Here is a 19,753-nt window from a genome sequence, read left to right on the forward strand (position 1 = left end):
ATTCTTTATTCGAATGATGATTTCGCTTCAACGATAGCGCAGGTCGAGCGTGAACGGAAATTCGAGGCTGCGTTCGCGGGCTTCGACGTGCATCGCGCCGGGTGTGTGCCCGGTCGCAAAGAAGCGTGCACGTCTGCGGCTTTCCGCTTCATACGCGTTGACCGGGAAGGTCTGATAGTTGCGCCCGCCCGGATGCGCGACATGGTATTGGCAACCGCCGATCGCGCGCCCCGTCCATGTATCGACGATATCGAAAGTGAGCGGCGCATGCACGCCGATGGTCGGATGCAACGCCGCCGCCTGAGACCACGCCCGAAAGCGCACGCCCGCGACATATTCGCCGACACGCCCCGTCGGTTGCAGCGGCACCGTCTCGCCGTTGACAGTCACGACATGCCGATTGCCGTTGAGGCCGAGCACGCGCACTTCGAGACGTTCGACCGACGAATCCACGAAACGCACCGTGCCGCCGATCGCGCCCTCTTCGCCCAGCACATGCCACGGTTCGAGCGCATTGCGAATCGTGAGCGCGATGCCGTTCGTATCGTATGCGCCGACGAGCGGGAAACGAAACTCGAAGTGCGGCGCGAACCAGCTTCGCTCGAATGCGAAGCCCGCATCGCGCAAATCGGCGAGCACGTCGTCGAAGTCCATTTGCACGAACGTGCCCAGCATGAAGCGGTCATGCAACTCCGTGCCCCATCGCGTGAGGCGCGTGGTATAGGGTGTGTCCCAGAATCGCGCGACGAGCGCGCGCAAGAGAAGTTGTTGCACGAGACTCATGCGCGCATGCGGCGGCATCTCGAAGCCGCGCAGTTCCAGCAGGCCGAGCCGGCCCGTCGGCCCATCGGGCGAATACAGCTTGTCGATGCAGAATTCCGCGCGATGCGTATTGCCCGTCACATCGATCAGGATGTTGCGCAGAATGCGGTCGATGAGCCACGGCGGCACGGTCGCATTGCTTCGTCCGCCGAGCAGATCGAGTTGACGCTGCAATTCGGCGAACGCGATCTCCAGTTCATAGACCTGATCGTTGCGTGCTTCATCGACGCGCGGCGCCTGGCTCGTCGGACCGATGAAGAGACCCGAGAACAATGTCGACAACGACGGATGATTGTGCCAATACGCGATCAGGCTCGCGAGCAGATCGGGGCGCCGCAGGAACGGGCTGTCGGCAGGCGTCGCACCGCCGAGCACGAAGTGATTGCCGCCGCCCGTGCCGGTGTGCCGGCCGTCGAGCATGAATTTCTCCGGGCTCAGATAGGACTCGTGCGCGGCGCCGTAGAGAAACTCGGTGTGCTCGACGAGATCGTTCCAGTTCGCGGCCGGATGAATGTTCACCTCGATGACGCCAGGGTCGGGCGTCACTTGCAGCATCTTGAGACGCGGATCGCGCGGCGGCGGATAACCCTCGACGATCACCGGAATCCTGAGATCGGCCGCGGTCGCTTCGATGGCGGCCAGAAGGTCGAGATAAGCGTCGACGTCGGTGAGCGGCGGCATGAATACATGCATCAGCTTGTTGCCGTTGCCGAGTTTCTCGAGGGCATCCGCTTCCGCTTTCGGACCGGCCGCGCGCGCGGGGTTGCGCGCTTCCACACACACGGCGGTGCGTGCAATCCAGCCGGCAGACTCGCCACGCTGGGGGACGCGCTCCCGCGCTTCACCGGTTGCGGCGCCACGCAACGCCCTGCCCGCGGCAGCATTTTGCATCGGTGGTCCGCCCGCGCCGGCATTTTGCATGCGCGATTCATTATCCAAGTCCGCATATTGCATGCGTAATTCAGTTGCGGTGCGCAATGGCGTCGACGGTGCAAACGGATCGTGCACGTGCTGCCATGGGTAATCGCTCTCCGACACCCACGGCAGCGAATCGAGCGGCATGCGGTATCCCATCGGCGAATCGCCCGGGATCAGGTACATGCGCTCGTCGCGGAAGAACCACGGCCCGCTCGTCCAGTGCCCCGGCTGCATCGCCGAGCCGTCTTCGCGCGCGATCGGCAGCGCGTAGCCCGTGATCGACGGAAGGCCCGCATCGAACACGCGACGCAGGCGCGCGCGCTCCAGTTCGTCGTCGAGGCGCGAGTCGAACGGATCGACGTTCACCGGCAAGCGGCGCTCGCGCCACAGGTAGTACCACGTGTCCTCGTACGCCGGTTGAATGTATTTTGAATCCAATGACAGCTTGCCGGCGAGATGGCGAATGAAGCGCGCAGCGTCGTCCGAGGTGTATGAAGCTGGCTGCCGCTCGTCCGCAAAGAGCGTCGGATCGTGCCAGCACGGTTCGCCATCCGCGCGCCAGTAGAGGGACAGCGCCCAGCGCGGCAATTGCTCGCCCGGATACCACTTGCCCTGCCCGATGTGCAGGAAGCCGCTCGCGCCGTATTGCGCGCGCAGCTTGTCCATCAGCGAAACGGCGTAGGCTCGCTTCGTCGGGCCGAGTGCGTCGGTGTTCCATTCGGGCTCGTCGCGGTCGCGCACCGAGACGTAGGTCGGCTCGCCGCCCATCGTGAGCCGTACGTCCGATGCGCTCAACTGCGCATCGACTCGCTCGCCCATGTTCAGCACCGCACCCCAGTCTTCCTCGCTGTAGGGCTTCGTGACGCGCGGCGTTTCCAGCACGCGCTCGATCGACATCGTATGGGCGAACTCGACTTCGCATTTGTCGATCGCGCCCGAGACCGGGGCGGCGCTGTCCGGCTCCGGCGTGCACGCGACCGGAATATGTCCTTCGCCCGCGAGCAGGCCGGAGGTCGGATCGAAGCCGATCCATCCCGCGCCCGGCAGGAATACCTCGCACCAGGCGTGCAGATCGGTGAAGTCCACTTCGGTGCCGCTCGGGCCGTCGAGCGATTTGGTGTCCGGTGCGAGTTGCAGCAGATAACCCGACACGAAGCGTGCGGCCAGCCCGAGATGGCGCAGCGTCTCGACAAGCAGCCAGCCCGAATCGCGACACGAACCCGCCGCGCTTTCGAGCGTTTCCTCCGGCGTCTGCACGCCCGGCTCCATGCGGATCAGATAGCGAATTTCTTGCGAGAGCCTTTGATTGAGTTCCACGAGAAAATCGATCGTGGCGCGCGGCGAGCGATCGATACTTTCGACGAATGCCGCGAAGCGCGGCGTCGGCTCGCGCTTGACCATGTAGGGCGCGAGGTCGTGCAGCAGTTCGGGCGCATAAGCGAACGGAAATTTCTCCGCGGCTGGCTCGAGAAAGAAATCAAACGGGTTATAAACGGCCATTTCGGCGACGAGATCGACCGTCACCTTGAATTCGCGCGTCTTCTCGGGGAAAACCAGCCGCGCCTGATAGTTCGCGAACGCGTCCTGCTGCCAGTTGATGAAATGATCCTCGGGCTCGACGCGCATCGAGTACGACACGATAGGCGTGCGGCAATGCGGTGCGGGCCGCAAGCGGACGACTTGCGGCGACAGACCGACGAGCCGGTCGTAACGATAATGCGTGACATGGTTCAACGCGACACGAATGGACACACCGGACTCCTTTGTTCAAATGACGCCGTGCACGCAACACGCGCTGCAACGCGCTTTCTGTTTGTCATGGAAAAGACGGCCGGGTTACGGCACGATGTTTGCGGCTGCACCGCCGACAGCGCGCGCACCGAACATCGCGCAAAACCACTACCGCCGATCACACGATGAAGACCTTTCACTGCAACCGCTGCAATCAGCTCGTATTTTTCGAGAACACGCATTGCGAAAACTGTGGCGCGCGACTCGGCTACGTGCCCGAGATCAATCAGATAAGCGCTTTCGAAGACGCCGATGACGGCCGCTGGCGCAGCCTTCATCCGCTCGCGAAAGAGCTCTTTTATCGACCATGCCATAACTACGCGGTCGAAAACGTCTGCAACTGGGTCGTGCCCGCGCCTGACGCCGGCCCATCCGACACGCTTTGCTGCTCGTGCCAGTTGACGAGCACGATTCCCAACCTCACGAATCCGGAGAACCGCGTTTATTGGTATCGCATCGAAGCGGCCAAGCGCCGCCTGCTTTACACGTTCGCGGAACTGGGGCTGCCCGTGAACTCGCGCAAGAACGATCCGGAGCGCGGCCTCGAATTTCAGTTTCTCGAAGCCGACGCGCAAGGCCACGGCGTCATGACGGGCCATAACAACGGCATCATCACGCTCAATATCGCCGAGGCGGACGACGCGCACCGAGAAAAAACACGCTCCGCGCTTCATGAGCCTTATCGAACCCTGCTCGGTCATTTCCGTCATGAATCCGGGCACTATTTTTTCGATCGCCTGATCGCCGACACGGCTCGCATCGCACCGTTTCGCACCGCATTCGGCGACGAACAAACCGACTACGCCGCCGCACTCGATCGCCATTACAGAGAAGGGCCGCCCGCTCGATGGGAAGACAACTTCATCAGCGCCTATGCCACGATGCATCCATGGGAAGACTGGTCGGAAACCTGGGCGCATTACCTGCATATCGTCGATACGCTCGACACCGCCGTATCGTGCGGCCTCGTGCTCGTACCCGATAGCCCGCACGAACCCACGCTCACCGACCAGACGCCGGTCGAGGAAACCACGTTCGATAACCTGATGAAACGCTGGTTTCCGCTCACTTATGTGCTGAACAGCCTGAATCGCAGCCTCGGCATGCCGGACGGTTATCCGTTCACGCTCGCGCCGGCGGTCATCGACAAGCTTCGATTCGTGCACCGCGTCGTCGCGGCCGCGGCCGGGCGCTAGAAACACGCGCTCAGCCTTTGGTTTGCGATTGCGACTGTGACTGCGATTGCGTCTCCGTCGGCGGCTCGGGTGCGATCGGCAACAGAAACTCGCGGCTCACGCGGCCCGCGAGATCGTTCACGCGCGCGAGGAAATCCACGAGATAGGCATGCAAGCCACCTCGCAGAATGTCGCGAATGCGCCCGTCTTTCAATTCCGAGCTCAATTGCGCGGCAAGCCGCGTCGCTTCTGTGTCGCGCCCTTTCGTCACCTGCCCGATCAACTGCTCCGCTTCCGCGATGCTCGCTGCCAGTGAACGCGGCCAGTCGCCATAAAGGATCAGCAGGCCCGCCACGCGCTCTGGCGTAATGACATCGCGATAGACACGTCGATACACCTCCAGACCCGACACCGAGCCGAGCACCGCCACCCAATGGTGATAATCGAACGATTGTGCGGATGTCTCGGCGCGCTGCTCCATCATTTCGAACTTGACGTCGAGGATGCGCGCCGTATTGTCCGCGCGTTCGATGAAAGTACCGAGACGCATGAAATAGAACGCATCGTCCTTGACCAGCGTGCCGAGTTGCACGCCGCGCGACAGATGCGAGCGGAACTTCACCCATTCGAAGAACGTATAGGGCTCGCGCTCCAGAATGCCGTCGGCGAGCATGCGCTGACAGTCGAGCCACGTCGTATTGAGCGACTCCCATAGCTCGCTGTTGGTCGAGCTGCGCACGGCTCGAGCGTTTTCGCGTGCGGCCCGCAAGCAACTGACGATCGACGACGGGTTCGTCAGATCACGCGCCATGAAGTCGATCACGTCGCGGCTTTTCATGCCGCGATGCGCGGCGGAATAGATGCCGCTCAACTCCGATATCGACAGCATCGCGCGCCAGCCCAGTTCCGCATATTCATCGGACTGCGGCAAGAGCGAGAGCTGATAATTCGCGTCGAGCATCCGGGCAGTGTTTTCGGCGCGTTCGGTATAGCGCGCCATCCAGAAGAGATGATCCGCGGTACGGCTCAGCATGGGTGTTCCCGGTTGTTTGTCGTTGTCTTTGGTGACTCAGTGCTTTCTTCAGGATGTTTGCTCAGCGCTCCAGTACCCACGTGTCCTTCGTGCCGCCGCCCTGCGACGAATTCACGACGAGCGAGCCTTCCCGCAACGCGACGCGCGTCAGGCCACCCGGCACCATGCGCACTTCGGTGCCCGATAACACGAAAGGACGCAAGTCGATATGACGCGGCGCGATGCCCGCTTCGACATAGGTCGGGCAGGTGGAGAGCGCGAGTGTGGGCTGCGCGATGTATTTCTCCGGATGCGCTTCGAGCACCGCGCGAAACTCCGCGATTTGCGCCGCCGTGGAAGCCGGACCGACGAGCATCCCGTAACCGCCTGCTCCGTGCGTCTCCTTCACCACGAGTTCCGGCAGATGATCCAGCACGTACTTGAGGTCGTCTGGCTTGCGACACATCCACGTAGGCACGTTGTTGAGAATCGGCTCTTCGCCGAGATAGAAGCGCACCATGTCCGGCACGTAGGGATAGATCGACTTATCGTCGGCGATGCCCGTACCGACCGCATTGCACAACGAGACGTTGCCCGCGCGATATGCGGCGATCAATCCCGGCACGCCGAGCGCGGAATCCGGCCGGAACACCAGCGGATCGAGAAAGTCGTCGTCGATGCGCCGATAGATCACATCGACACGCTGTGGCCCCTGGGTCGTGCGCATATACAGATAATCGTTCTCGACGAAGAGATCCTGCCCTTCGACGAGTTCGACGCCCATTTGCTGCGCAAGAAACGCGTGCTCAAAATAGGCCGAGTTATACATGCCCGGCGTCATCACGACGATCGTCGGATTTTCGACGGCGGCCGGCGCGGCCGCGCGCAAGGTATCGAGCAGCAAGTCCGGATAATGCGCGACCGGCGCAACGCGATTGCGCGCGAAGAGATCGGGAAAGAGCCGCATCATCATCTTGCGGTTTTCGAGCATGTACGACACGCCCGACGGAACACGCAAGTTATCCTCCAGCACATAGAACTCGCCCTGCCCGGCCCGCACGATATCGATGCCCGCGATATGCGCGTAAATATCGCGCGCGACATCGACGCCGCGCATCTCGGGACGATACTGGGCGTTGCCGAGTATCTGCGCCTCGGGAATGATGCCCGCGCGGATGATGTCCTGTTCGTGATAGATGTCGTGAATAAAGCGGTTGAGCGCATTCACGCGCTGCCGCAGGCCGCGCTCCAGTGAGCGCCACTCGTCGGCGGGGAAGATGCGCGGTATGACATCGAAGGGAATCGTGCGCTCAGGAATGATGCCGGGCAGATCGCTCGTACCATAGACCGCGAATGTTATGCCGACGCGCCGGAAGTTGAGATCCGCTTCCGCGCGCTTGATATCGATCTGTTGCTCGCTTTGCGCGGCGAGCCAGGTCATGAAGTCGCGGTAGTGCGTGCGTGGATCGCCCACGCCGCGAAATGCCTCCGCCGACAAGCCGCGCGCCTCCAGATCGCTGCGCTCGAACATCTCGTTGAAGAATGCTTGCGTCATAGCCGGTCTTCCAAATGAAGTGCATGCCGGGGTGGCGTTTCCCCTTCGCTCGTATTCCTGGTTGCACTCGCAAGACGCTTGAAGAGCCCGTAAGACGCGACGTGTCCGGCAGCATGGACACGCCGATAGGCGACCTCGAAGCGCGATACTCTTTTATGTCGGTCACACCATTTTCGTGTGGAGCATCGTTTGCGCGGGCAGCCCAGTGCCGATTGAGAAAAAGCAACTTCAATGCCAATGATCTAAGCGGTTCGCCTCCTTGTATTAGGCCCTTCGAGTCAGGCAATTTCGATATCTTGCACCAAAACGGCGCATCAAATCCGCGGGTTGCACACGCAGGGGTTGATATTCATGCTGCATGGCGGTGCGCGAATTACGGAAGTGGCATGCGGCGCCGGTATCATAGGTGCCTTACCGCACGTTACCCACGCCTATGAATACCCCATCCGAAGCCGTACCCCGTCCCGCGTTGCGCGAACTCACGCCGCTCGAAGCACGCGTGCTCGGCGTGCTCGTCGAGAAACAGCATACCGTGCCGGACACTTATCCTCTTTCGTTGAATTCCCTAACATCGGGATGCAATCAGAAGACAGCACGCTCTCCGGTGATGAACGTAAGCGAAGATGAAGTGCTGACGACGATCGATGGCCTCAAGCGCCTTAGCCTCGTCATCGAAGGCAGCAGCAGCCGCGTGCCGCGCTTCGAACACAACGTGAATCGCGTGCTCGGCGTGCCGAGCCAGTCGGTCGCCCTGCTCGCGACGCTGTTCCTGCGCGGCCCGCAAACGGCGGCGGAACTGCGCGCCAACAGTGCAAGGCTGCATTCGTTTGCGGACATATCATCGGTCGAAAGCTTTCTCGATGAACTCGCCGCAAACGATCCACCGCATGTCGTAAAACTGTCGCGCACGCCGGGCGAACGAGAAAGCCGCTGGATGCATCTGCTATGCGGTGAAGTGAGCATAAGCGATGTGCCCTCGCGCGAACCGCAAGCCGGCGAATCTTTTTCGCTTTCCGAATTCGAAGCGCTGAGGTCCGAGCAAAAGCGCCTTGCTCACGAAGTCGTTCAGTTGCGCGCGATGGTTCAGCAAATGGCCAGCGAATTGGGCATCACTTTGAATCAATCGTCGTCCGATGCCTGAACCATGGGTGAGCGTCTGATTTCGGCGCCGCTCGTGTTTCGCGACGACGGAACACCGTACTCGCCGCGCCACGACGACATCTATCACAGCGCGGCAGGCGCGCTGGCTCAGGCTCGCCACGTTTTTCTCGACGGCAACGGCCTGCCGGAGCGCTGGCGCGGCAAGCCGCGCTTCACCGTGCTCGAGACCGGCTTCGGCATGGGCGTCAATTTTCTTTCGACGTGGGCCGCATGGCTTGCCGACGCGCATCGCCCGCCGGTGCTCGAATTCGTGTCGATTGAGAAGCATCCATTCAGCGCGGACGATTTGCGCACCGCGCATGCAGCGATCATCGACGACGATGCTTACGCGCCCTTGACCGACGCGCTCGCTTCAAACTGGCCGCTGCTCGAAGCCGGCTTGCATCGGCTTGCATTCGCGGCTGGCGCAATCTCGCTGACCCTCGCTTTCGGCGATGCCGCCGACCTCCTGCCGCGCTTGGCCGACCTCGGCGTCGCGGCAGATGCGATCTATCTCGACGGCTTCGCGCCGGCCAAGAATCCCGACATGTGGACGCCACTCATCTTCGCGTCGCTCGCACGCATCGCCGAAGACGATGCGACATTCGCCACCTATACCAGCGCGGGCTCTGTCAAGCGTGCACTCATCGATAACGGCTTCGACTACCGCAAGGTTGCGGGCTTTGGCGGCAAGCGCGCGATGCTCGTCGGCAAGCGAGCCCAATCTCGCTCCGTCATCAATACGTAATCATCGATAGCGCCTTTTCGAAGGTGTGATCGGCACGAAATGGCATCAATCCGCCAGGACAGCAACGTACGGAAAGCATTGCGTAAGTGTGCTTTTGCATAAGCCTCTCTCGTCTTTTAAGCGTCCGGCAACAAAGCAAAATAAGTTGGATAATGCGCACCCGTTGGCGGCGCGAGCCTCGCTCGCATCATCAAATGAACGGGTGGACCGCGCGCCTGCAAGTTCTTTTCAGCGCTCATTCATGAGGAGAAAGCTTTGGAACCCGACAACGACGCGCCCGGCAGCCCGTGGCGCTGGATCGCGCTATTGATACCTTACGTCGCACTACTCTGGCTGCCCTTCTATAACAACACGCGCCCTTCGTTCGCGGGCTTCCCGTTCTTCTACTGGTATCAGTTTTTGTGGGTGCCGCTTACGTCGCTCCTGCTTTATGTCGTGTACAGGGGCCTGAAATGAACGAACTCACGCCAGTCGATCCGGTTGCGATGACCATATTCATCGCGTTTTTCGTGCTCGTGACCGTCGTCGGCTTCTTTGCCGCGCGCTGGAAACGCGGCGATCTCACGCAGCTTCACGAATGGGGCCTGGGCGGCCGACAGTTCGGCGTGTTGATTTCATGGTTTCTCGTCGGCGGCGATTTCTATACCGCCTATACCGTGATCGCAGTGCCCGCGCTCGTTTATTCGGTCGGCGCCTACGGCTTCTTTGCGCTGCCCTATACGATCATCGTTTATCCGTTCGTTTTCGCGGTAATGCCGAAATTGTGGAAAGTCGCGCACGCGAAGAATCACATCACGGGCGCCGACTATGTCCAAGGCGAATACGGCGGCAAATGGTTTCCTGCCGCGGTGGCGATCACGGGCATCGTCGCGACGATGCCGTATATCGCGCTGCAACTCGTCGGCATGCAAGTGGTCATCAAGGGCCTCGGCGTAACGGGCGAGTTGCCGCTCATCATCGCATTCGTGATTCTCGCGCTCTATACCTATACGAGCGGCCTGCGCGCGCCCGCGATGATCGCCTTCGTGAAGGACATCATGATCTATATCGTCGTGATTGCGGCGGTATGGCTCATTCTATTGAAGCTCGGCGGATACGCGCATGTATTCGACTCGGCCGATCAATACTTCAAGGCGAAAGGCGGCCCGACGGGCATCATCCTCCAGCCGGGTCAATTCACGGCGTATGCATCGCTTGCGCTCGGCTCGGCGCTGGCCGCATTCATGTATCCGCATACGATGACCGCGGTGCTCTCTTCATCGTCCGCGGCGACCGTGCGCAAGAACGCCATCTTCCTGCCCGCCTACACGCTGCTGCTGGGTTTGATCGCGTTATTAGGTTATATGGCGATCGCGGCGGGGGTACATGTGAAGTCGGCATCAGATGTCGTGCCGGCATTGTTTGGCACGCTGTTTCCGTCGTGGTTCGTGGGCTTCGCGGCAGCGGCGATCGCGATCAGCGCGCTCGTGCCGGCGGCGATCATGTCGATCGGCGCGGCGAATCTGTTCACGCGCAACTTGTGGCGTCCGCTCGTTTCGCCCGATATGTCGTCCGCGGCCGAAGCATCGACCGCGAAGCTCGTCTCGCTCGTCGTCAAGTTCGGCGCGTTGCTGTTCATCGTGTTCCTGCCGACGCAATATGCGATCGATCTGCAATTACTCGGCGGCGTGTGGATCCTTCAGATCTTCCCGGCTATCGTGTTCACGCTCTTTACACGCCGCCTTACCACGCCCGGCCTTTTCCTGGGCTGGCTGTTCGGTATCGTCCTGGGCACCGGTCTCGCGATTTCGCAAGGGCTCAAGCCCGTCTATGTCGTGCATATCGACGATGCTTCATGGCCGATCTATATCGGCCTGATTGCGCTCGCCGTGAATATCGTCGTCACCTATGTCGTTTCGCTCGTCACGCGGCGCGGCGTCGTGCCTGTCGCTTAAGAAACTCGATGTCGACATTGCCCGGCGCTCCGTCGCGCCAGGCAATGTCTGTAAAGGCAGTGATAACATCGGCATCAAGCCCTCTCTTGACGCAATGCGTGTCATGATCGCCAGCGAAAACACTCCGGCCTCGTCTTCCATCGCGAATGCGGTGTTTGCGCAGGACAATCTCTCTATCGGCATTACATTGCCGATCACGCGCGATAACCAGAGCGTCGTCGATTTCAACGAGCAGATAGCGCTCGCGCGACTCGCGGACCAACTCGGCTTTCGCGCACTATGGGTCCGCGACGTGCCGCTCAATAGCATCGATTACCCCGATCCGGTCGGACATCTCGACCCGTGGGTGCTGCTCGGCGCGCTCGCATCGAATACCGGACGTATTGCACTTATCAGCGGCGCAATCGTGTTGACACTGAGGCATCCGCTTCATGTCGCCAAAGCTGCGATTTCCGTCGACACGCTGTCTCGCGGACGTTTCATTCTGGGCCTCGGATCAGGCGATCGACCACCGGAATACGCCGCGTTCGGCCGCGATCCCGACGACCGGCGCGATCTATACAGGCAGCACTGGGAAACACTCGCCGCTGCTGTCGACGTGCCCTCGCGCGTGATTCCGGACCATACTCCCGAGGGCGCACCCGAGTTCTATCTCATGCCCCGCCAGCGCGCTTCCATTCCGATGCTCGCGGTCGGTTCGGGCGGACAGAGCGTCGACTGGATTGCGCGTCATTCGCTTGGCTGGATGACTTATCATCGCGAGCCGCAAACGCAGCGCGGTCGATACAGCATGTGGCGCGCCGCGGTCGATCGCGCGGCTGCCGGTGCCTTTCGCGCATTCGGCGTCGCCATGCGGCTCGATCTCGGCGACGATGCCGACGAGCCCGCAACCGATATTCCGCTCGGCTATCGAACGGGTCATCGTGCGCTCGTCAGGCTCTTGCGCGAGATGCGCGACAGCGGCACGCATCATGTGACGCTCAACATCACGTCGGAGCAAAGACCCGCGCGCGATATCATCGAAGAAGTCGCCGCCCGTGTGCTTCCCGAGTTTCATCGCTGAATTCGTTCGTCCAATCACGACAAGACATGACCGCACCCGACGCAAATTCCCCTTCCGTTCCCGGCGACGATATCGTTGCGCTCGACGCCGTCGCGCTCTCTCGTTCCATTCACGCACGCGAGTTGTCGTGCATCGAAGTGATGGATGCCTGTCTCGCGCAAATCGATCGCCTCAACCCCACGGTCAATGCGATCGTCGCGATGCAGGATCGCGAGGCGCTGCGGACGCTCGCCGGCGAACGCGATGCACAGCTATCCAGAGGCGAAAGCCTTGGCCCGCTGCACGGCTTTCCGCAAGCGCCCAAAGATATCCTGCCCGTCGCCGGCATGGTGACGACGAAAGGCTCGCCCATCTATAAAGACGAAGTCTCCAAAGTCGATGCGGTCATTTTCGAGCGCATGCGCAAATCGGGCGCGATCTTCATCGGCCGGACGAATTCTCCGGAATTCGGTCTCGGCGGACACACCTATAACCCGGTGTACGGTACTACGCGCAACGCGTTCGACTCATCGCGCTCGGCAGGCGGCAGCAGCGGTGGTGCTGCGGTTTCCGTCGCGTTGCGCATGCTGCCGTGCGCGGACGGCTCCGACATGATGGGCTCGCTGCGCACGCCCGCCGCATTCAATAACGTCTTCGGCTTTCGCACGACGCCCGGATGTGTGCCTTATGCGCCGAGCGATGATGTGTTCTTTCAGCAATTCAGCGTCGCGGGTCCGATCGCGCGAACCATTCCCGACCTTGGCTTGTTATTGTCGGTGCAGGCGGGCTTCGACGCGCGCGCGCCTCTCTCGCGTAGAAACGACAAGCCCGCCGACTTTGCGCATGCACTCGAGCGCGACATGCGCGGCACACGTATCGGCTGGCTAGGCGATCTCAATGAACATCTGGCGATGGAAGCGGGCTTGATGGACACGTATGCATCGGCGCTGCGTCACTTCGAAACAGCGGGCTGCTCCGTTGAAGCCGTGAACATCGCCTTCGATTTCGAGCGTCTCTGGAATGCCTGGATCGATTTGCGCAGCCTCACTTTCTCCGGCACGAATGCACCGCTCTATCGAAACGCCGCCACGCGCAGGCTGCTCAAACCCGAAGCGATATGGGAAATAGAACGAGGTCTGAAGTTATCGGGAGAAGATGTTTCGCGTGCGGTTCGTGACCGCGCGGCCTGGTATCAGGCAATCAACGCGCTGTTCGATCGCTTCGACTACCTGCTCATGCCTTCGGCTCAGGTCCTTCCTTTCGACGCGCAACTCGACTGGCCTCACGCGATCGCCGGCCGGGAGATGGATACCTATCATCGCTGGATGGAAACCGTTGTCCCGGCGACGATGGCTTTTCTGCCCGCACTCAGCGCGCCCGCCGGCTTCGGTCCCGGCGGCTTGCCGGCCGGATTGCAGATCATCGGCCCGACGCAAGGCGATCTGGGCGTGCTGCAGATGGGTCTCGCCTATGATCGCGCAAGCGGATATTCCAGCGCGCGCAGTCCCTTGCTTGGCTAAGGCCCAAAGGCTCTGAAGTGTCAGGCCGCGGCGCTCTGCGCGCTCTTGCGCGCAGTCTTGTTCGCACTCGCACGGCCTGCCCGCTTCGCGCCTGCCGCACGCGACGCCGATGCCGCACGTCCCCGACGCGCGCCCTTTGCTGCGCCGTTCTTGCCCGAGGCACCGCCAATGAGATACACGCTGCGGTCCGGCGCATCCTTGATCCATGCCGGTGGGCGCGCATGGCCGCTCCAGGTCGCGCCCGATACCGGGTCGCGATACTTCGGCGGCAGCTTGGACTTGCCGGCGCCCTTCCTTGGACCAGCCGATTTCGCCGGCCCCGACGAACGACCGCGCTTATTGGCCGCTCCCAATCCGGCTTTGGCGAGGTCGGCCGTGGTCAAGCCGTATTCATCCATCACCGTACGGATTTTGGCAATGACCTGCACCGACTCTCTTGCCCGCAATGCATCCGCACGGCGCTGCAATTTCTGGATCTGATTTTCCAATTGTGCCAACGTGACCATGCCGCCTCCCGGATCGTTCTGCACACGTTGACTGGATAGCGCAACGCATGCGCTTCGTGGATCACAAAGCGTTTATCTAATATGTATGTTCGACACCTCGCCGTCACATATGAATCTTATACGGATAATGTCGATGCCAAGCAGTCTTGTTAAAAAGATTGCTTTCTCGTACTTCAATTTATTCGAGGCGCATGTCATGAGCGCGCTGATCACACTGCTAAGCGATAACACGCGAGTCACGAATTGTCATCACAAGATTGCACACGCTCAGGCAAAGCGCCAGGCGTGCGTGTGACGAGACGCGTGCATTGCACACGCGTCATGCAAGCGCGAAACGAATCACTCGGAAACGAGGCTCTATTCCAGTTCAGCCGGTGTCAGTGCCAACGCCAGAATCATCGCGCCGCTATTGAGCGGCACCGAGCTGCCGACGCGCCGCGGTCTGTAGACCGGTTGCCCGCGCCTGATCGCCTGCCCGCTCAGTGCGCATGTTCCGCGCTTGCGGGCGGTGCAAAGCGCCCAGACTTGCTCCGAGTAATTGAACGACGTGGGATCGTGCCAGGAAAGCGAGAGCGTCGATTCGCTCAGTCGCTCCAGCACGCGGATATTGACGCAATGGCCTTCAATGGGTCCGACGCATGCACTCTTGCCCTGCACACTGCGCACAAGCGGCCGTGTCATCAGCGCCAGCTTGTCGTTCGCTTCGGACGGGCGGCCCGAACGGCTGTCGAGCATTGCCAGGGTACCGCTCCAGGGATCCATCAGCGATGGATGCTTCATGTTCCGCTCCTGCTGGCGACAACGTCCGCCGCAACCGAAGCCGGGTGAACGTTGCCGGTGGAGTTCCGGGGAATGCGCCGCACGACCCGCTTCCTGAGCCGGACTGCCGCGCCGCTTCGGATGATCGTTCCTAGAGTAGTACACCTGAGCATGCTTTTCTTTTCATTTTCTTGGACATATTTGAAGAAGCACGCCAGCCTTGGCGATTCGGATTCGCACGTGCGGTAGCGCCTGCCGAGTTGCAACCCGAGATAGTCAGCAGATATTTAATCTTTAATCGCCGCGAACGAACATTCGTTTAAATCGTCTGATGTTTTCGCCGCGCGTTCACTGTCGTCGCTGCGGACCGCCCGCTTCTGGCCGTTTGCGCACGTTTCACGCTCATTCGAGGATGCGCGAACTCGCCGATTTCTGACACAATTAAATCCAGCGAACCGGATTTCTCCTGTCGAATTATGACGAGCAAGCTCTCGATCCATGCCACCATTTCAGCGGACCGCGCCTCCGTCAGCTTCGTCGCGTTCTCTCGCGAGCAGGCGATTCAATGCAACATCACGCGCAAGGCATTGGAGCAGTGCTTCTGGGCGCCGACGGGAGCGAGCGACGAGCGGTTGTTGAAAGCACTGAGCGACGGCTATGAACGCATCAGCGCTCGCGTGCATCGAAAGTTCCTCGCACATCCGTCCAGTTCGATTCATCTGGATGTCATCGATTTTTCTTCCTGAGAGCCACGGTCATCGCTAAAGTGGCGTGTTCTCAGCGCGCCGCTTGCGTCGCCTTGCGCATCTTCACTACGTCTTCGGGTTGCACTGCCGGTGTGTTGTTGTTCCACGCGCCACGAATGAAAGTCAGCACATCGGCAATCTGCTGGTCGCTCAGCACGGGTGCGTAGCGCGGCATCGGATAAGGCGCGGGTATGCCGTCGAGGACCAGATCGCCGGTGCCGTTCAGCGTCACGTTTATCAACGACGACGCGTCTTTTTCCAAAACGTTGGGATTGCCCGCAAGCGGCGCTAGCATCGGCGCAAAGCCGCGGCCATCAACGCCGTGACAGTGCATGCAATATGCCGTGTACACGCGCGCGCCCGAATCCGTTGCACCCGGGCGTGTCAATGACACTTTGGTTGCTTTCGGATCATATGAATACGGAGCGCCGCCATAGCCGCCCGATGCTGGCAAAGACTTCAGATAGCGCGCCATCGCGGCGATATCGACATCGCTCAGCGACTGTGTGCTGTTGTTGATGACGCTCGTCATCGAGCCGAAAGCCGACGCATGCGCATTCGCGCCCGTCTTGAGAAAGCTCGAGATGTCCTGCTCGGACCAACGCCCCAGTCCCGTGTTGTGTTCACCCGTCAAATTGGACGCGAACCAGTTGTCGAGCAAGCCGCCCGTCAGATACGCGCTGCTGCTTTCGTCGAGTCCCTTTTCCTGAAACGCCATGCCACGCGGCGTGTGACACGATCCGCAATGCCCCAGACCCTGAATCAGATAGGCGCCGCGATTCCACGCGACATCCTTGCCGGGCTTGTTCTGATAGATGTTCTTATCGAGAAATACCACATTCCAGAGCTTGAGCGGCCAGCGCATATTGAGTGGCCATTTGATATCCGGCTCACGATTGGCTTGCTTGACCGGCGTGACGCCATGCATGAAATACGCGTAGAGCGCATGCATGTCTTCGTCGTTGATCTTTGCATAAGACGGATAAGGCATAGCCGGATAAAGATTGTGGCCGTCCTTCGCCACGCCTTCACGCAACGCGCGGGCGAACTCTTCTTCCGTATAGCGGCCGATGCCCGTGTCCGGGTCGGGCGTGATATTGGTCGTGTAGATCGCGCCCAATGGCGTCATCATCGGCAAGCCGCCGGCAAGTGGCTTGCCGCGCGGCGCCGAATGACACGCGACGCAATCGCCCGCTTTGGCGAGATATGCGCCGCGCGCGACGAGCGCATCATCGGCCGCGTAAGACGACGATGCCAAAGCCAACAACACTGCAAAGAGAGGCTTGAATGCATTCTTCATGACGGCCTCCTCAAGCGCTGCGCAATTGATCGCCGACGGGAAGTTTCCTTAGTCGCTTGCCCGTCGCGGCATAGATCGCATTGGTGATCGCCGGCGCAAGCGCCGCCGTGCCCGGCTCGCCGATACCGCCAGGCGCTTCCGTGCTTTTGACGATATGCACGTCGACAGGCGGCGTTTCGTGAATGCGCAGCATTCGATAATCGGTGAAATTGCTTTGCTCGACGCGTCCGTCCTTGATCGTGATTTCACTATAAAGCGCGGCCGTGATGCCGAAGAGAATGCCGCCCTGCACTTGCGCTTCGACCGTATTCGGGTTCACGACGATGCCGCAATCGACCGCGCATACGATACGGTTCACCTTCACCGCGCCCTCCTTGTCGACAGCGACGTCCGCGACGATCGCGAAAAAACTGCCGAATGCGTGCATCACCGAAACGCCACGCCCTTGCCCTTGCGGCGCGGATTGCTGTCCCCAGTTGGCCGCCTGCGTCGCGACGTCGAGCACGTTGCGCGCGCGCGGCGACTTGCCGAGCAGATCGCGCCGGTATTTGACGGGATCGACCTTTGCCTGAACAGCCAGTTCGTCGATAAAGCTTTCCACGACGAAGGTGCCACGCGTCGGCCCTACGCCGCGCCAGAATGCCGTGGGCACATCATGCGGTTCGAGGCGCACGTAATCGATGAGTTGATTCGGCAGATCGTAAGGAAGATCGGATGCGACTTCGACCGCATCTGGATCGACGCCGTTCTTCACCGCGGGCGGTGCGAAGCGCGCGAGCACCGACGATCCGACGATGCGATGCGTCCATGCAATCGGCTTGCCATTCGCGTCGAGTCCTGCGGATAACGTGTCGTAATAACACGGCCGATACATGTCGTGCTGGATATCTTCTTCTCGCGACCAGATCACTTTGACAGGCACACCGAGCGCCTTGCCGATCTTGAGCGCCTGCGTCGCCATGTCGAATTCGAGCCGCCTGCCAAAGCCGCCGCCAAGCAAATGGTTATGCACGAAGATCTTATCGGCGGGCAGTCCGGTCGCCTTCATGCCGGCATCGCGGATGCGCGTGGGCACTTGCGTGCCGAGCCATATATCGCAGCCATCGGGACGTACATGGACGGTGCAGTTGATCGGCTCCATTGTCGCGTGCGCGAGAAACGGCTGGACGTAGACCGCATCGATGCGCGTCTTTGCACTGGAGAACGCCTTGTCGACGTCGCCTTCCTTGCGCGCAACCGCGCCGGCCCGCTGCGATGCATTCGCCATGTCATCGACGATCTGCTTCGTCGATACATTCGCGCTCGCGCCTTCGTTCCACTGAATCTGCAACGCGGCTGCGCCGCGCTTCGCGGCCCACGTATGTTCGCCGATCACCGCGACGCCATTGTCGAACTTCACGATCTGCCGCACGCCGGGAATCTTCTTCGCATTACTATCGTCGACGGAGAGGAGCGTGCCGCCGAATACCGGACAGTTCACGATCGCCGCGTACACCATATCGGGCAAGCGCACGTCGAGCCCGAACATCGCGGTGCCGTCGATCTTTTCCGGCGAGTCGAGGCGCTTGACCGGCGTGCCGACGATCTTGAAGTGATTCGGGTCCTTGAGCTTGATATCTTGCGGCACGGGCAATTTCGCCGCAGCTTCGGCAAGATCGCCATAACTTGCGGTGCGATCGCCCGATGCGTGCATCACCTTGCCGCCCTGCGCCTGACAAGACGATGGATCGCATTGCCATTGTTGCGCGGCCGCCGCGACGAGCATCATGCGCGCGGCCGCGCCGGCCTTGCGCAACGGCTCCCATGCATAGCGCACGGAGGTCGAGCCGCCTGTCAACTGGCCGCCCAATAGCGGGTCGGTGAATAGCTTTTCGTTGGGCGGCGCGTGATCGATCGTGACGCTGTCGAGCGGCACGTCGAGTTCTTCGGCGATCAACATGGGCAGTGCGGTATATACGCCCTGACCCATTTCGACCTTCGGCATGATGAGCACAACCTTGCCGCTCTTATCGATCTGCACGAATGCATTCGGCGCGAAAATGCCGTCCATCGGCGGCTCGACGCCATCGCCACCGATCACCGATCTGCCTTTGCCCTGATCCTGACTCACGGCGGGCAAGCTGAAGCCGATCAGCAATCCGCCGCTTGCAGCGACGCCCGCCGTCACGCCGAGTTTCAGAAATGCACGGCGCGACAAGCCCGCGCGAGCCGCATGACGTCCCGCTTCGATCAATCCTTGCGACATCTCACGCCTCCTTCGCGGCTTGCTTGATGGCGGCGCGGATGCGGTGATAAGTGCCGCAGCGGCAGATGTTGCCCGCCATCGCGGCATCGATATCGGAGTCGTTCGGATCGGGCACGGTGGTGAGCAATGCAGCAGCGGACATGACTTGTCCTGACTGACAGTAACCGCACTGAACGACATCGAGCTGACGCCACGCGACTTGCACTTTCTTGCCGGCGGGCGTGTCGCCGATGCCTTCGATCGTCGTCACCTTGCGATCGCCGACCGCTGCAATCGGCAACACGCATGAGCGAACGGCTGCGCCATCGAGATGAACGGTGCACGCGCCGCATTGCGCAATGCCGCAGCCGAATTTGGTTCCTGTGAGTCCCACGACGTCGCGCAATACCCAAAGGAGCGGCATGTCGGGCGGCGCGTCGATCGTATGGTTCTGGCCGTTGATGGAAAGCGTGGTCATGAGCGGCTCCGGCTTATCGGTGGTTTCGGCGGATATCGCAAATGGTCGACTGCGTGGGGCAGCAGCCGGCTTTTGAGGCTTCG

Annotated in this window: 15 protein-coding genes and 1 pseudogene; 8 read left to right on the plus strand and 8 right to left on the minus strand. The window is 60.9% G+C overall.

Going from position 1 to position 19,753, the window contains the following annotated elements:
* Window positions 1-27: 27 nt before the first annotated feature.
* Complete coding sequence (locus U4Y90_RS22840) at window positions 28-3,492, minus strand: transglutaminase family protein (protein ID WP_321797940.1); 3,465 nt, start codon at window positions 3,490-3,492, stop codon at window positions 28-30.
* A gap of 164 nt (window positions 3,493-3,656) precedes the next feature.
* On the opposite strand from U4Y90_RS22840, the gene U4Y90_RS22845 reads away from it, so the two are divergent.
* On the plus strand, window positions 3,657-4,727 hold the full coding sequence (locus tag U4Y90_RS22845; protein WP_321797941.1) for a putative zinc-binding metallopeptidase: 1,071 nt from the start codon (window positions 3,657-3,659) through the stop codon (window positions 4,725-4,727).
* 10 nt (window positions 4,728-4,737) lie between these two features.
* Here the strand turns inward: U4Y90_RS22845 and U4Y90_RS22850 are convergent, their stop codons facing one another.
* Window positions 4,738-5,739, minus strand: coding sequence for an alpha-E domain-containing protein (locus U4Y90_RS22850; RefSeq protein WP_321797942.1), 1,002 nt, complete (start codon window positions 5,737-5,739; stop codon window positions 4,738-4,740).
* Window positions 5,740-5,800: 61 nt separating this feature from the next.
* On the minus strand, window positions 5,801-7,273 hold the full coding sequence (locus tag U4Y90_RS22855; RefSeq protein ID WP_321797943.1) for a circularly permuted type 2 ATP-grasp protein: 1,473 nt from the start codon (window positions 7,271-7,273) through the stop codon (window positions 5,801-5,803).
* Window positions 7,274-7,706: 433 nt separating this feature from the next.
* On the opposite strand from U4Y90_RS22855, the gene U4Y90_RS22860 reads away from it, so the two are divergent.
* The 6 genes and pseudogenes from U4Y90_RS22860 to U4Y90_RS22885 all read left to right on the plus strand — a co-directional run bounded on the left by U4Y90_RS22860 (window position 7,707) and on the right by U4Y90_RS22885 (window position 13,657).
* On the plus strand, window positions 7,707-8,414 hold the full coding sequence (locus U4Y90_RS22860; RefSeq protein ID WP_321797944.1) for a YceH family protein: 708 nt from the start codon (window positions 7,707-7,709) through the stop codon (window positions 8,412-8,414).
* A 3-nt stretch (window positions 8,415-8,417) separates the two neighbouring features.
* Window positions 8,418-9,134, plus strand: a pseudogene (gene mnmD / locus U4Y90_RS22865) (tRNA (5-methylaminomethyl-2-thiouridine)(34)-methyltransferase MnmD); the annotation flags it as partial.
* Window positions 9,135-9,416: 282 nt separating this feature from the next.
* Window positions 9,417-9,617, plus strand: coding sequence for a DUF3311 domain-containing protein (locus tag U4Y90_RS22870; protein ID WP_321797945.1), 201 nt, complete (start codon window positions 9,417-9,419; stop codon window positions 9,615-9,617).
* Complete coding sequence (gene mctP / locus U4Y90_RS22875) at window positions 9,614-11,095, plus strand: monocarboxylate uptake permease MctP (RefSeq protein WP_321797946.1); 1,482 nt, start codon at window positions 9,614-9,616, stop codon at window positions 11,093-11,095. The genes U4Y90_RS22870 and mctP overlap by 4 nt, the downstream gene beginning before the upstream one ends.
* A 103-nt stretch (window positions 11,096-11,198) precedes the next feature.
* The gene (locus U4Y90_RS22880; protein WP_321797947.1) at window positions 11,199-12,158 is read left to right on the plus strand and encodes an LLM class oxidoreductase; all 960 of its coding nucleotides are present in this window, start codon (window positions 11,199-11,201) and stop codon (window positions 12,156-12,158) included.
* Between the two features lie 26 nt (window positions 12,159-12,184).
* Window positions 12,185-13,657, plus strand: coding sequence for an amidase (locus U4Y90_RS22885; RefSeq protein WP_321797948.1), 1,473 nt, complete (start codon window positions 12,185-12,187; stop codon window positions 13,655-13,657).
* A 20-nt stretch (window positions 13,658-13,677) separates the two neighbouring features.
* Here U4Y90_RS22885 and U4Y90_RS22890 read toward each other — a convergent pair whose 3' ends face one another.
* Together U4Y90_RS22890 and U4Y90_RS22895 are read right to left on the minus strand one after the other, a co-directional pair.
* Window positions 13,678-14,163 carry an H-NS histone family protein gene (locus U4Y90_RS22890; protein WP_321797949.1) on the minus strand — a complete coding sequence of 162 codons (486 nt, stop codon included), beginning with the start codon at window positions 14,161-14,163 and terminating at the stop codon, window positions 13,678-13,680.
* A gap of 357 nt (window positions 14,164-14,520) precedes the next feature.
* Complete coding sequence (locus U4Y90_RS22895; protein ID WP_321797950.1) at window positions 14,521-14,943, minus strand: DUF3331 domain-containing protein; 423 nt, start codon at window positions 14,941-14,943, stop codon at window positions 14,521-14,523.
* A 455-nt stretch (window positions 14,944-15,398) separates the two neighbouring features.
* Between U4Y90_RS22895 and U4Y90_RS22900 the strand changes: the two genes are divergently transcribed.
* On the plus strand, window positions 15,399-15,668 hold the full coding sequence (locus U4Y90_RS22900; RefSeq protein WP_321797951.1) for a DUF1488 family protein: 270 nt from the start codon (window positions 15,399-15,401) through the stop codon (window positions 15,666-15,668).
* 31 nt (window positions 15,669-15,699) lie between these two features.
* On the opposite strand, the gene U4Y90_RS22905 is transcribed toward U4Y90_RS22900, so the two are convergent.
* The 3 genes from U4Y90_RS22905 to U4Y90_RS22915 are packed head-to-tail and all read right to left on the minus strand — an operon-like array spanning window position 15,700 to window position 19,670.
* Complete coding sequence (locus U4Y90_RS22905; RefSeq protein WP_321797952.1) at window positions 15,700-16,968, minus strand: cytochrome c; 1,269 nt, start codon at window positions 16,966-16,968, stop codon at window positions 15,700-15,702.
* 10 nt (window positions 16,969-16,978) lie between these two features.
* A complete protein-coding gene (locus U4Y90_RS22910; protein WP_321797953.1) occupies window positions 16,979-19,213 on the minus strand; it encodes a xanthine dehydrogenase family protein molybdopterin-binding subunit in 2,235 nt (744 codons plus the stop codon).
* A 1-nt stretch (window position 19,214) separates the two neighbouring features.
* The gene (locus tag U4Y90_RS22915) at window positions 19,215-19,670 is read right to left on the minus strand and encodes a (2Fe-2S)-binding protein (RefSeq protein WP_321797954.1); all 456 of its coding nucleotides are present in this window, start codon (window positions 19,668-19,670) and stop codon (window positions 19,215-19,217) included.
* Window positions 19,671-19,753: the final 83 nt, after the last annotated feature.

It is taken from the genome of Caballeronia sp. J97 (genome assembly GCF_905220305.1).
Lineage (GTDB): Bacteria > Pseudomonadota > Gammaproteobacteria > Burkholderiales > Burkholderiaceae > Caballeronia.

Excerpts from the sequence above, each read along its gene's own strand:
- U4Y90_RS22850 (WP_321797942.1), bottom strand. The coding sequence starts at position 5,739 with ATGCTGAGCCGTACCGCGGATCATCTCTTCTGGATGGCGCGCTATACC.
- U4Y90_RS22900 (WP_321797951.1), top strand. The coding sequence starts at position 15,399 with ATGACGAGCAAGCTCTCGATCCATGCCACCATTTCAGCGGACCGCGCC.
- U4Y90_RS22890 (WP_321797949.1), bottom strand. The coding sequence starts at position 14,163 with ATGGTCACGTTGGCACAATTGGAAAATCAGATCCAGAAATTGCAGCGC.
- U4Y90_RS22905 (WP_321797952.1), bottom strand. The coding sequence starts at position 16,968 with ATGAAGAATGCATTCAAGCCTCTCTTTGCAGTGTTGTTGGCTTTGGCA.
- U4Y90_RS22895 (WP_321797950.1), bottom strand. The coding sequence starts at position 14,943 with ATGAAGCATCCATCGCTGATGGATCCCTGGAGCGGTACCCTGGCAATG.
- U4Y90_RS22845 (WP_321797941.1), top strand. The coding sequence starts at position 3,657 with ATGAAGACCTTTCACTGCAACCGCTGCAATCAGCTCGTATTTTTCGAG.
- U4Y90_RS22915 (WP_321797954.1), bottom strand. The coding sequence starts at position 19,670 with ATGACCACGCTTTCCATCAACGGCCAGAACCATACGATCGACGCGCCG.
- U4Y90_RS22855 (WP_321797943.1), bottom strand. The coding sequence starts at position 7,273 with ATGACGCAAGCATTCTTCAACGAGATGTTCGAGCGCAGCGATCTGGAG.
- U4Y90_RS22910 (WP_321797953.1), bottom strand. The coding sequence starts at position 19,213 with ATGTCGCAAGGATTGATCGAAGCGGGACGTCATGCGGCTCGCGCGGGC.
- U4Y90_RS22860 (WP_321797944.1), top strand. The coding sequence starts at position 7,707 with ATGAATACCCCATCCGAAGCCGTACCCCGTCCCGCGTTGCGCGAACTC.
- U4Y90_RS22880 (WP_321797947.1), top strand. The coding sequence starts at position 11,199 with ATGATCGCCAGCGAAAACACTCCGGCCTCGTCTTCCATCGCGAATGCG.
- mctP (WP_321797946.1), top strand. The coding sequence starts at position 9,614 with ATGAACGAACTCACGCCAGTCGATCCGGTTGCGATGACCATATTCATC.
- U4Y90_RS22885 (WP_321797948.1), top strand. The coding sequence starts at position 12,185 with ATGACCGCACCCGACGCAAATTCCCCTTCCGTTCCCGGCGACGATATC.